A 13,258-nucleotide genomic window follows, 5' to 3' on the forward strand; every position below is an offset into this window, starting at 1 on the left:
GGGTGGCCTCCTGAAGGGCACCAACCATGCGCAAGGCGAGTATCATTCTTTTCTGGGGAATAGCTTCCCTGTGCGTCATTGCGCTGGTGACGCTGCCGATCAACCTGCAGACCCAGTTGATCGCCAGTATTGCCGTCGTCACCTTCATGGCTGTTTTGAAAATCCTCAAAGCCGAGGGCACATGGCGGCTGACGGCGCTCGCTTTCGGCACGGCGATCGTGATGCGCTACGTCTACTGGCGCACGACCAGCACGCTGCCGCCGGTCAACCAGCTGGAAAACTTCATTCCCGGCTTTCTGCTTTATCTTGCGGAAATGTACAGCGTGATGATGCTGGCGCTCAGCCTATTCGTCGTCGCCATGCCGCTGCCGTCGCGCCCGTCGCGGGCTGCGTCGGAGGGGAAATATCCAAGCGTCGATGTTTACGTACCGACCTATAATGAGGATTCGCATCTGCTGGCCAATACATTGGCTGCAGCCAAGGCCATGGATTACCCGGCCGAGAAGCTGACCGTATGGCTGCTTGACGATGGCGGCACGCTGCAGAAGCGAAGCTCGGCCAATCTGCTCGAAAGCCAAACGGCCAAGTCCCGGCACCAGGAATTGCAGACGCTCTGCGCCGATCTCGATGTGCGCTACCTGACGCGCGACCGCAACGAGCATGCCAAGGCCGGCAATCTCAATAATGGCATGGCGCATTCTGACGGCGAACTGATCGCCGTCTTCGACGCCGACCACGCGCCCGCGAGAGACTTTCTTCTGGAGACGGTCGGCTATTTTGAGGACGATCCACGGCTGTTTCTCGTTCAGACCCCGCATTTCTTCCTCAACCCCGACCCGGTCGAACGCAATCTGCGCACCTTCGAGAAGATGCCGAGCGAGAACGAAATGTTCTACGGCATTATCCAGCGCGGACTGGACAAGTGGAACGCCTCGTTCTTCTGCGGCTCGGCAGCCGTTTTGCGCCGTCAGGCGCTCGACCAGACCGGCGGCTTCAGCGGCGTCAGCATCACGGAAGACTGCGAAACCGCGATCGACCTGCATGCCAGCGGCTGGAACAGCGTCTATGTCGACCGGCCGCTGATCGCCGGGTTGCAACCGGCGACGTTTGCCAGCTTTATCGGTCAGCGCAGCCGCTGGGCGCAGGGCATGATGCAGATCCTGCGGTTCAAATTCCCGCCCTTGAAGCGCGGCCTGTCGATCCCGCAGCGGCTTTGCTACATGTCCTCGACATTGTTCTGGCTCTTTCCGTTCCCAAGAACGATCTTTCTCTTTGCGCCGCTCTGTTACCTCTTCTTCGACCTGGAAATCTTCACCGCGTCCGGCGGCGAGTTCCTGGGCTATACCCTTGCCTATATGCTCGTGAACCTGATGATGCAGAACTATCTCTACGGCTCCTTCCGCTGGCCCTGGATCTCCGAGCTCTATGAATATGTCCAGACGGTTCACCTCCTGCCGGCCGTTGTCTCGGCGATCGTCAATCCGAGGAAGCCGAGCTTCAAGGTGACGGCGAAGGATGAATCCGTTCTCGTCAGCCGTTTGTCTGAAATCAGCAGGCCGTTCTTCATCATCTTCGGCGTGCTGCTGCTTGCGCTTCTGGTGACCATCTACCGGGTCTATACCGAGCCCTATAAGGCCGACGTGACGCTGGTGGTGGGCGCCTGGAACCTGCTCAATCTGGTGCTCGCCGGTTGCGCGCTCGGCGTCGTTTCCGAACGCGGCGAATTGTCGGCGACGCGGCGGGTCAAAGTCACGCGCCGCTGCGAATTCGGGCTGGGCGAACAATGGTATCCGGCAACGATCGACGACGTTTCGGTCTATGGTGCCCGCATCAATGTCTATGCAAAGACGATCGGCTCACCTACGGTCAACACGCGCGGCCTGATCCGGTTTACGCCGCATGGCCGCGAAACGGCGGAAATCCTTCCCGTTGCCGTCCGTAACACGCAGGTCGATGGCGATATCGTCACGATGGGTTGCCAGTACCTGCCGGAAGCGGCCCGCGATCACAGTCTCGTTGCCGACCTGATTTTTGCAAACTCCCAGCAATGGACGGAATTCCAGTTATCACGCCGTGGCAATCCGGGCCTTTTCCGGGGAACGATCTGGTTCTTCGGGCTGGCTTTTTACCAGACAAGCCGCGGGCTCGCCTATTTCTTCAGCAATCGCGGTGGAGGCGGCAAGGCCAAGGTTGCAGCGGGAGCGAAAAAATGACCAAGGCCGTCATCCTTGCTCTGACGCTGCTTGCTTTGCCGGCTGGCCCGCTCAACGCCCAGACATTGCCCTTTGACATGACGCCGGAGCGGCCCGCTTCCGACAGTCCCGCAGTGACGGCGCCGCCGGAAGGCGAGGGCAATGGTGCGGCCGGGTCCCAGCCGGTGACGGTTGCGCCGGTTGCCGAACCCGTCGAGACCGTTCCCTTCCAGCGTTATATCCTGCCGGAAGGCAGCCTTGGCCTGACAGGCGAATTCGAAGACCGCCTCTGGTCTGTCTATCTGACCGCGCAACAGGCGGCTTCGGGGGCAAAGCTCAATCTCGGTTATCAGAACTCTATTTTCGTGGCCCCGGAAACCTCCCGCCTGACGGTCGAGGTCAACAATACGAAGATTGCCGAGGAAGCCATCCGCTCGCCGGAATCCGTCTCCGACCTCAGTCTTGACCTGCCTAAGGACTTGCTGAAGCCGGGATCCAACCTGATCCGCCTGCGCTCCAGCCAGCGTCACCGCACCGATTGCGATGTGCAGTCGACCTACGAACTCTGGTCGAATGTCGATGCCGAGAAAACCTTTCTCAGCTTTACCGCCAATGATCCGGTGAGCATGCAGAGCCTTGACGATATCAAGGCCATCGGCGTCGATGAGGGCGGTCTGACCCGGTTCAATTTTGTCGTCCCGGCGCTGGAACAGCCGGTCTCGACGATACCATTGATGCGCCTGTCGCAGGGCTTGGCGGTCCTGGCCGATATGCCGAACCAATCCTTTTCTTTCGAAACGAGCAAACTCACGCCCTCCGGGCCGGGAGAGATGACAGTCCTCGTCGGCACCAATGCCGAGCTGTCGCCGCTGCTGGCCTCCTTGCCCGATGGCGCGGCCGCCGCGCCGGTGGCCGGCTTCGTACAGGACCCCAAAACCGGGTCGCCGGTTCTGGTGATCACCGGCCCGACATGGCAGGCGATCCGCAGTGCGATCGAGAGCATCGTTGCGCCGACCGATGTTTCCCTGCCTGCACGCCGTGATGTCATCACCACGCAGCGCTGGCGCTCTCCGGATGCACCGTTCCTGTTTTCCAATAGCCGTCTGCCTTTTTCGCAGCTGGGGCTGAAGACCGAGGAATTTTCCGGCAGGCGGTTTCGAACCGACTTCACGATCGGCGTTCCGTCCGATTTCTATGCCGCCTCCTATGGCGAAGCCGTGATCCTTCTGGACGCGGCCTATTCTTCGGCCGTGCTGCCGGGCAGTCATATCGATATCTACGTCAATGACAGTATCGCCTCGACCGTGCCGATTACGTCATCAGGCGGCGGATTGCTTCGTCATCTGCCGATCAACGTCACGATGCGGCATTTCCGTCCAGGCGTGAACACGATTGCCATCGAAGCCATTCTGTCAACGGAAAGCGACAAGGTCTGTGCGCCTGGCGCAACCGGCACGGACGCGCCCCGCTTTGCGCTGTTCGATACGTCCGAATTCCACATGCCGGATTTTGCCCGGGTCGGCCAGTTGCCCAATCTCGCGGCGACCGCCGGGACCGGGGCGCCCTATAACAGGACCCCTGATCCCGTTCCGCTGTTCCTGGACCGGATCGACACCAACACGCTTTCGGCGGCGGCGACATTCCTTGGACGGCTTGCCGCATCCGCCGGACACCCGCTTCCCGTCGAAACGGTCGCATCGCCGGCATTGATCGGCAACAGGAGCGCCATCTTTATCGGCTCGCTCTCGCAGATGCCGCCAGCGGTGTTTACGCAGATGAACATCTCGGAAGCGAGCCGGAACACGTGGGGCCCGAACACGGGCGCCCAGGCTCAAGGGGTCGATACGCAGGCCGCCTATAACGAGTGGCGCGATAAGCTGAAGGACGGTCCGTTCAGCGCCCAGATCAGCGCGCTTGAAGGCTGGCTGAAGCAGAATTTCGACATCACGCTGACTTCGCTCCGCTTCGCGCCAAGGTCGGAAACCAGCTTCATGCCGTCAAGCGACGCGTCGCTGCTGATGGCGCAGGCCGCGAGCCCGGATGGATCGGGGACCTGGACGGTCCTTGCCGCGCCGACCGGCAAGGATCTGCGCGACAACATGCAGGCCTTAAGCGGACATGCAAACTGGGAACAGCTTGCCGGGCGCATTTCGACCTATGAAGCCGGCACCAAGACGGTGCAGACCGTGCCGGTGAACAGCTTCCAGTTCGTGCCGACCCAGCCCGGATCATTCTTCAATTACCGGCTTATCGCCGCCAATTGGCTATCGACGAACATCCTGTCCTACGCTGTGCTGCTCGCCGTGCTGGCCGTCATCCTCGGCCTGGCAACCGCGACGATGCTGGGCAACCTCGGGCGGCGGAAATGAGGACGAAACTGCTGGCGGCCTTCCTTGCAGGACTGTTCAGCTTTTGTCTGGCGGGTACCCCGGCGGCCGCTCAGCAGCCCCTGATCGCAGCCGAGGCCTGGCAAGCCTACAAGGCGAAATTCCTTGATCCGGGCGGCCGCATCATCGACGATGCCAACGGCAATATCAGCCATAGCGAAGGCCAAGGCTACGGGCTTTTGCTGGCCGTGCTTGCCGGCAACGCCGCAGATTTCGAACTGATCTGGTCGTTTACCCGCACTGAACTGCTGTTGCGCAGCGATGGCCTTGCAGCCTGGAAATGGAACCCCGCCACAAAACCGCATGTCACCGACATCAACAATGCGACCGATGGCGATATTCTGATTGCCTATGCGCTGGGATTGGCGGGCACACAATGGAACCGGCCGGATTACACCCAAAATGGCGCCAGCATAGCCAGGGCCATTCTGGAAAAGACGATTCTCCAAATCTCCGGCCGGACATTGCTCCTCCCGGCCGCAACCGGGTTTGCCGCCGGCGACCGCGAAGACGGCCCGGTCATCAATCCGTCCTACTGGATTTTCGAAGCCTTTCCGGTCTTGAATCAACTGGCCCCATCGCCGGTCTGGTCGAAGCTTCGTACCGATGGTCTTGCCCTTCTCGGCGAACTTCGCTTCGGCCCGAAACAACTTCCCGCAGATTGGGTCTCCCTGAAATCGGCACCGGGTCCTGCGATGGGTTTCCCCGCCGAATTCGGATATAATGCCGTGCGCATTCCGCTTTATCTCGTGCGCGCCGGGGTGAAAGACCGGGATCTTTTGACACGGCTGATGCGCGGAACAACTGGTGCAAATGGAGGATACGCAACTATAGATATAGTATCCGGCTTGCCGAAGGACAGCCTTGCCGATCCGGGTTATCGAATAATTAACTATATTCTGGCCTGTGTGTTGGACAAGACGGCGGTACCGGAAGATGTGAAGCAATTCGCGCCGACCCGCTATTATCCTTCGACGCTCCATTTGCTGGGGCTATCCTTTATAGCTGCTCAGCAGCCGGAGTGCTTATGAAGTCCACCTTCATCGCATTATCAGCAGCGGTCCTCGCCATTATCGTCTTCGGGATGAACAAGCCTGACTACGTCAAGAATGCCATGCGATCCCTTTCCCTGATGGATGCGGAAGAGCCCACATCGCTGTCGCCACGCTTGGCGCAGCAGTCGAACACGGGCGTCAATGGCGCAAGCACGCCGGTCTTCCGGGAAATCAAGCGATCTGCCCGGCCCGTTCTCGACAGCGTGGTGACGGCAGCGACTGCGGCGACGGTGGACGAGAGCGCGTTGCGCTATTTTGCCAGCCGTGGCGATACGGCCAGGCTGCAGGCCGAAATCTCGCGTTTGAAGGCGTTGTATCCGGATTGGGTGCCGCCAAAGGATCCCCTCGCGGTTCCTCAAAACGAGGACAAGCAGCTGGAGACGATGTGGGACCTTTACGCCCAGTCCCGCTACGCCGAGGTCCGCAAGGCTATCGCAGAACGCCAGACGGCGGAACCCGCATGGAAACCGCCTGCGGATCTGATCGACCGCTTGACCGTCGCCGAAGCGCGCGCGCGGCTGATCAATGCCTCTGACCTCAAGCAATATGACACCGTCGTGCGGATCGGCTCCGAAACACCGAGCCTGCTCACCTGCAGCGAGGTCGATGTTCTCTGGCGCGTGGCCGAAGCCTTTTTCCGCACCGATAAGGCCCAGCGCGCGACAGACGCCTATGGCTATATCCTGAACAATTGCCAGAATGCTGCCGAGCGGCTTGCCACGGTTCAAAAGGCCGCCGCCATTCTTCCCTCCAAGAGTGTCGAAGACCTGCTTGCGAAGGAAAAGACGGCGCCTGACGGCACGATGGAATTCGACAGTATTCGCGACGATCTCGCGCGCCGGTTCGTTGCCGAAGCCAATGCCGACGGAAAGATCGTCGTGCCACCGCAATATCTCTCGCGCATCGAGCGCCTTGCCGAAACCGGTGGCCTTGCTTCCGATGCCCTGTTGCTCGGCTGGTACTACCTGCCGCGTGGCGACATGGAAACGGCCGAAAAATGGTTCCGCAAGGCGCGCGACAAGGAAGACACGGCGTCGGCTTCGCAGGGCCTTGCCCTGACCTTGATCGATCGCAACGACCAGCTCGCCGCCGAAGATACCATGTTTCGCTGGCGCGACGATTCCAAGGAAGCAAAGGCCGTCTATCTCGCGGCGACCGCCAACCTTCTGGCACTGGAACCACCGGTTGCCATCACCGGTGACGTCTTGAAGCGCATTGCCACAGAGGTGATCAAATCACGCGATGCGGCCACGGCCCAGCAGTTCGGCTGGTATGCCCGCGCGCTGAACCAGCCGCAAACGGCCCTGCAATGGTTTCGCACTGCACTCAGCTGGAAGCTCGACGACGAGCCGTCGGCTTACGGCCTGGCCGTGACCTATCTGCAACTGGATGACCTGAAGGGCCTGACCGAAATCCAGCGCCTCTGGGCTGGACGGTCTGAACGCATTGCCAAGGTTGGCGAGGTCGAACAGCCAGACGTCGCCAAGCACCAGCTGCCTGTTGCCAATGAAACGGTTCCCATCCGGCGGCAGCAGCAGCGCACCGTTGTGGTCGCGCAGGATGTGGAATACGAGCGCTCTGAACAGAGCGAACAGGTTGTTTCGGCGCGGCCGCGCCGGACGGCCCCGGTCGACCGGGGTTGCAAATCGACGATCAATCCGCAGACGCTTGCTCCGGAAGCAGCGTTGACGCGCGGCTGGTGCCTGATGGAGCGTAACAGGCCGATCGAAGCGGCCGCGGCCTTCGAGGTTGGAATGCTTGGCTCTTCGGCAAAAACGCGTGAGGACGCCGCCTATGGCCAGAGCCTTGCCTATCTGCGCGCTGGTCTTGCCGGCAAAGCTGCCGTCTCCGCCGTCAAGGCGCCGCAAAACCGTCAACGCGCCTTCGAACTGCAACAGGCGCTTCTGGCCGACAAGGCTGTGGCGGCGTTCGACGCCGGCCGGCCGCGCGAAGCGCTGCTTGCGCTGGATCAGTTGAAGCAGATCGCGCCGGAACGGACCGACCTTTTGACGTTGCGGGGCTATGCCTATCTCAAGCTGAAACGCTACGACGACGCACGGCGGGTGTTCGAGGCGCTGGCTGCCATCGGCAATCGCGATGGCCAGCGTGGACTTGGCGTCATCCACGATATAACGGATAGAAAAGGTTGATCGGGACGCAAAGCTCCCCCCGCTCTTCCTGAGCATCACAGGGAGCGGAGTGGACAACGTGACATCTTCCCCTTTGGATATTCCGGTCAAGACAGCCGACGGCCGCTTGACGACCCTCGCCGAATTTCGTGGCCGCGTGATGCTGGTCGTCAACGTCGCATCGAAATGCGGGCTGACGGTTCAGTATGAGGGCCTGGAAAAGCTGTATGAGGCCAAACGCGATGCGGGATTGGTCGTCCTTGCCTTTCCCTCAAACAATTTCATGCAGCAGGAGCCGGGAACGGAAGCCGAGATCATCGAATTCTGCACCAGCACCTATGATGTGCAATTCCCGATCTTTGCAAAGATTTCCGTCAAGGGGGAGGGCGTTCACCCGCTGTATCGCAGCCTGACGGCAATCGCACCCGACGCCATCGGTGAAGGTCCGATGCGCGACCGGCTGAAGGGCTATGGCGTTGATCCGGAAAACAAAGCCGACGTCCTGTGGAATTTCGAAAAATTCCTGATCGGCCGCGACGGCAAGGTCGCCGCCCGCTTTTCACCGGATGTCACCGCTGAGGATGCACGCCTTGTCTCGGCGATCGATCGGGAACTGTCACAGCGCGGTTGAGACGGCGCAATCTGTCCGGAAACAAGAACGACCGGCCATGCGGTAAACGCAAAGCCGGTCGCAACAAATGCGGTGCGCATTACCGCGCTGATTTCTTTTCGATATAATCTGCAGCCACCCGCGCAACGAGCGCCAGCGAGATCGCTCCGGCATCGGGATGGCCGATGCTTTTTTCAGCCAGCGGCCGGGCGCGGCCCAGTTTCGGGGTGAGCGCTGAGGTCGCATCCGCTGCGATTTTTGCAGCCTCTGCCGCCAAAGACCAGGCCTGCGGCAGCAATTTCCCCGATTCTGCCTCACGCTCCAGCGTTTCGACAAATGGGATCAGCGCATCGACCAGCGTCTTGTCGCCGAGCCGGGCGCGGCCAAGCCGGGTCACGCCATCCAGCGCCAGCCGGGCGCCCTTGACGGCGGCATCCTTTCCGATCGCATCATTGTCGCTCAGCGCATTGCTCCAGGAGCGCAGCAGAAGTCCCCAGATCGCACCGGATGTGCCGCCGGCCCTATCCGCCCAGGCGTCACCGGCAACGGCCAGAACACTTGCGGCACCAGCGCCTGCGGCAACGGCTGCGTTGGCAGCATCGCGTGCGGCGGCGGAACCGCGCCGCATGCCCTGGCCATGATCGCCGTCGCCCGCCTGCGCATCGATCCGGCCAAGTTCGTCTTCGGCATCCTTGAGCGCTGCAGCGATGACCGCAAGCAAACCGGCGACGCATTCACCGCCCTGTCTGGATGCTTCGGAAGCGGGCGCAAACACCATCTTTCCTTCGCTGTCGTCCAGCGCATCGGTTGCCGGCTCCGTCGAAAAGGTTGCGCCACGGCGCAGCACAGGCGTGTCGCAGGCGGCCGACCAGAGAGGTTCCAGCTCATCGTCGAGCCAGAGCAGCGTCAGCGAGCAACCCTGCATATCGAGGCTGGTGACGAACTCTCCCGCTTCCGGTGCGACGATGTCCAGACCCGCATCCTTGAGAAGCGCCGCAACCGACGTCCAGAGCACGAACAGCTCTTCGTATTTCGTTGCCCCCAGGCCGTTGAGGATGACGCCGGCCTTTGTCGTCCCGGCAGGGCGCTCGGCCAGCAGCTTGTCCGTCAGGAGCTTGGCCAGATCCTTGGCGGGGATAATGGCCTCTTCCCGGATGCCCGGCTCGCCGTGAATGCCAAGACCGAGGGCCATCTGGCCGTGCGGGACCGTAAACAATGGACCGGAAGCGCCCGGAAGCGTGCAGCCCTTGAAGGCGACGCCGAAGGACACGGTGCGGTCATTGGCGTGGCGCGTCAGACGCTCGACCTCATCGAGGTTCATACCCGCTTCCGCCGCAGCCCCGGCAATCTTGAAGACGACGAGATCGCCGGCAATGCCCCGGCGCTTTGCCGCCGCATCCATCGGCGCACTCGCCACGTCATCGGTCACCGGCACGATGCGCACGTCGATGCCCTCAGCCCTCAGCCGTTCGGCAGCAACCCCGAAATTCAGGACGTCACCGGCATAATTGCCGAAACCCAGCAGGATGCCGCCGCCCTGGTCCGCATGGCGGCAGACGCGCGCCACTGCCGCCGTCGAGGGGGAGGCAAACACATCGCCCGCCACCGCCGCATCGGCAAGGCCCGGACCGACATAACCGGCGAAAGCCGGATAATGACCGGAGCCGCCGCCGATCACCACCGAGACCTTGCCCTTTGGAACCTTGGTCGAGCGCAGCACGCCGCCCTTCACATGGCGGACGTAGCGGCCGTAGATCGCGGCAAAGCCTTGAAGTGCAGCGGTTGCGAAATCCTCGGGCTCATCGAAAATTGTCGTCATGACGTCGGTCCTTGGTCTTGAGGCAGGATGCGCCTCAGATAATTGCGGTTTGCGGCGCTGACGGATAGCCCGTCGCCGCCATAATGTTCACACAGGAAGGGGCTCGAAAAGCCGTGGGCCAGCGCCATGCGGATGGCGGCGCGATAGTTGATGATACCTGATTCGAGCGGGGCGGGATGCGTGACGATGACGCCCGATGCCGGATCCTCGGTGCGGGTATAGTTCTTCACATGCCAGTATTTCGCATAGGGCGCGACCTTCGCCATCATGTCCTGCCAGTGCTCGACCGGGCGGTGCAGCCGGATGAGATTGCCCAGATCCGCATTGATCCCGACATTGGCAAGCCCGATCTCCTCGACAAAACGGACCGAACTTTCCGCCGTGCCCAGATAAGTATCCTCGTACATCTCCAATGCCAGCTCGATGCCGAGTTCTTCGGCGTGACGTCCCAGTTCCCGTATCCGCGACACGGCCTTGCCCCATGTCGCCGCATCGTCCGGATTTTTCGCGCCATCGACGGTCCAGAACCACAACGCCTTCTTTTGCGCCTCCGTTAATGGCTCGAACAGGCCGAAGGACACGGACCCGGCGCCGATCGCCTTGGCAGTGTCGATGACCCGGTGTCCATAGGCGAGGTACTCGTCGCCAAATTTTGCGTCGATCACGCTTCGGCGCGCCGTCGAGATCGCGGGGATCGTCAGCCCCAGCGACCGCGTCAATGCCATGAAGGCGTCAAGCCGTGCGGGCGAAAGGTCGGCAAGCCGGAGCCAGCTATCGGTCGGGTCTAGCTCGATAAAACCGGCGTCAACGACCTCGGCAAGCGTTTCTTTCCATTCCTCGACCGATTGATCCTGGACCGAACGCCCGCCGGGCAGGGTGTTTGGATACTGGATCATTGCGGCCGCGATCGGCCAATTCTCTCTGTTCCACCGGCGCGGTTCAGCGGTCATGGTGTCATCCTTCACAGATCCGGGAGATGCTGCAGCCGCTCAGGCCACCGGTTTTCCATCATCGACAGGCGGGCTTGCGTCCTTCTTGCCGCCACGCACGAGCCCTATCAGCCAGAACACCAGCGGCGACAGGAGCAGCGCAAGGCCCAATGCCATCAGGCCGGAGACGAGGCTGTTCGACCAGAAGATCGAGAGTTCGCCGTTCGACATCAGCATCGACTGGCGGAAAGCATCCTCGGCCTTGTCGCCGAGAACCATGGCGAGAACCAGCGGAGCCAGCGGATATTCCAGCTTCTTGAAGATATAGCCGAGCAGGCCGAAGGCGATGACCAGCCAGATATCCAGGACCGAATTCGCCACCTGGTAGGCGCCGGAGAAGATCACGGCGACAATGATCGGACCAATGATGGCAAAAGGGACGCGCAGGATCGACGCATAAAGCGGCACGGTGGCAAGCACCAGGATCACGGCGACGATATTGCCGAGATACATCGAGGCGATCAGACCCCAGACGAAATCCGGCCGGTCGGTAAACAGCGTCGGACCAGGCGTCAGACCCCAGATCATCAGGCCGCCCATCATGACGGCGGCGGTGGCGGATCCGGGAACGCCGAGCGCCAGCATCGGCAGCAGGGCTGAAGTTCCGGCCGAATGGTCGGCCGTTTCCGGCGCCACGATCCCGCGCGGATCACCCTTGCCGAACATTGACTTGTCACGGGCCGAACGGCGGGCAACGCCGTAGCTCATGAAGGACGCCGCCGTCGGACCGGCGGGCGTGATTCCCATCCAGATGCCGATGAAGGTGGAGCGCAGGATGGTGAACCAGTAGCGCGGCATTTCCCTGAGCGTGCGGCCGATCTCGGAAAGCTTGACGCGCGCCTTGATGCCTTCAAAGCGCAGACCTTCCTCGGTCGTCAAAAGCAGTTCGCCGATCCCGAACAGGCCCATGACGGCGATCAGGAAGGAGACACCCTTGATCAACTCGGGAATATCGAAGGTAAGACGCAGATTGCCGGAGATCGTATCCATGCCGACCGACGCCAGCGCAAAGCCGAGCATCATCGAAACCAGCGTCTTGAACGGCGATTGCGCACCCATGGAGATGAAGCTGGCAAATGCGAGGAAATAGACGGCAAAATATTCCGGCGACGAGAAGCGCAGCGCGAAATTGGCGACCCAGCCGGACAGCAGCGTGATCATCACCACGCCGGCCAGCGCCCCGATACCGGCAGAGACGAAGGCGAGCGTCAGCGCCCGGCTTGCCTGGCCGGATTTCGCCATCGGGTAGCCGTCAAAGGTCGTGGCGACGGACGATGGCTCGCCGGGGATATTGAACAGGATCGACGTCGTCGATCCGCCAAACAGGGCGCCCCAGTACATGCAGGACAACAGGATGATCGCGGAAATCGGGTCCATCGAAAAAGTCAGCGGCAAAAGCAGCGACACGCCATTGGGCGCACCAAGACCGGGAAGCACGCCGACGAGAATGCCGAGCGTAACGCCGAGCATCATCAACAGAATATGATTGAAGCTCAGGATATGGCCGAAGCCGTCGATCAGGAGACCGATATTTTCCATGTCTTTCCTCCTAAAGACTACAAGGCGGCGGGATCAGTAGATCCCGAACCACGCCTCGACCGGACCTTTCAGGAGCGGAACCTTGAAGCCGATTTCGAAGATGACGAAGAAGAGAAGCGAGACGGTGATCCCCGCAGGCAGGCCGATCCACCATTTGTAGCGGCCCTGGAACGTCATCGCACCGGCGATGTAAAGCGCCGTTCCGATGTAAAGACCGAGAAACGTCGAGACCGCAGCAAAGGCGACGAGCGGCAGCAGGAACGACAGAACCACCTTGAAGCGCGCCGCCTCGAAGAAGATTTCGCCTGTGCCGCGATGCTTGATCAAGGCACCGATCAGATTTGCGGCACTCCCGAACAGGATCAGAAGGCCGATATAGAAGGGAAAATACCCGGCGTCCGGCCCCATGTCGGTCCAGCCGGTACCGGCCTCGACCGATCCGTAGCAGACTGCGGCCCCGAAGGCGCCGGTCAAGAGGGCGACGCCGATTTCCATCGCGAAACGGGACAAGCCCCTGGCGCTGTTCTCGCTCATCGTT

At 61.3% G+C, this 13,258-nt stretch carries 9 protein-coding genes; 5 read left to right on the forward strand and 4 right to left on the reverse strand.

Features of this window, described 5'->3' with window-relative positions:
- Positions 1 to 26 precede the first annotated feature (26 nt).
- From bcsA to ASD32_RS03835, 5 genes are read left to right on the forward strand one after another with little or no spacing between them, the layout of a single operon-like run.
- Positions 27 to 2,213, forward strand: a complete 2,187-nt coding sequence (gene bcsA, locus ASD32_RS03815) for a UDP-forming cellulose synthase catalytic subunit (protein ID WP_060636578.1) — start codon at positions 27 to 29, stop codon at positions 2,211 to 2,213.
- Positions 2,210 to 4,561, forward strand: a complete 2,352-nt coding sequence (locus tag ASD32_RS03820) for a cellulose biosynthesis cyclic di-GMP-binding regulatory protein BcsB (protein WP_060636579.1) — start codon at positions 2,210 to 2,212, stop codon at positions 4,559 to 4,561. Before bcsA ends, ASD32_RS03820 begins: the two co-directional genes overlap by 4 nt.
- Entirely contained in the window at positions 4,558 to 5,610 is a 1,053-nt protein-coding gene (locus ASD32_RS03825) for a glycosyl hydrolase family 8 (protein ID WP_060636580.1), read from the forward strand. Before ASD32_RS03820 ends, ASD32_RS03825 begins: the two co-directional genes overlap by 4 nt.
- Positions 5,607 to 7,784 (forward strand): tetratricopeptide repeat protein, encoded by a 2,178-nt coding sequence (locus tag ASD32_RS03830; protein WP_060636581.1) that lies wholly within the window; start codon positions 5,607 to 5,609, stop codon positions 7,782 to 7,784. Before ASD32_RS03825 ends, ASD32_RS03830 begins: the two co-directional genes overlap by 4 nt.
- A 58-nt stretch (positions 7,785 to 7,842) precedes the next feature.
- Positions 7,843 to 8,394, forward strand: coding sequence for a glutathione peroxidase (locus ASD32_RS03835; RefSeq protein WP_060636888.1), 552 nt, complete (start codon positions 7,843 to 7,845; stop codon positions 8,392 to 8,394).
- Positions 8,395 to 8,473: 79 nt separating this feature from the next.
- Here ASD32_RS03835 and ASD32_RS03840 read toward each other — a convergent pair whose 3' ends face one another.
- The 4 genes from ASD32_RS03840 to ASD32_RS03855 are packed head-to-tail and all read right to left on the reverse strand — an operon-like array spanning position 8,474 to position 13,254.
- On the reverse strand, positions 8,474 to 10,192 hold the full coding sequence (locus ASD32_RS03840) for a dihydroxyacetone kinase family protein (RefSeq protein ID WP_060636582.1): 1,719 nt from the start codon (positions 10,190 to 10,192) through the stop codon (positions 8,474 to 8,476).
- Complete coding sequence (locus ASD32_RS03845; protein ID WP_060636583.1) at positions 10,189 to 11,142, reverse strand: sugar phosphate isomerase/epimerase family protein; 954 nt, start codon at positions 11,140 to 11,142, stop codon at positions 10,189 to 10,191. Before ASD32_RS03845 ends, ASD32_RS03840 begins: the two co-directional genes overlap by 4 nt.
- A gap of 39 nt (positions 11,143 to 11,181) precedes the next feature.
- On the reverse strand, positions 11,182 to 12,720 hold the full coding sequence (locus ASD32_RS03850) for a tripartite tricarboxylate transporter permease (RefSeq protein WP_060636584.1): 1,539 nt from the start codon (positions 12,718 to 12,720) through the stop codon (positions 11,182 to 11,184).
- 33 nt (positions 12,721 to 12,753) lie between these two features.
- Entirely contained in the window at positions 12,754 to 13,254 is a 501-nt protein-coding gene (locus ASD32_RS03855; protein WP_060636585.1) for a tripartite tricarboxylate transporter TctB family protein, read from the reverse strand.
- Positions 13,255 to 13,258: the final 4 nt, after the last annotated feature.

The organism is Rhizobium sp. Root483D2 (assembly GCF_001426685.1).
Lineage (GTDB): Bacteria > Pseudomonadota > Alphaproteobacteria > Rhizobiales > Rhizobiaceae > Pararhizobium > Pararhizobium qamdonense.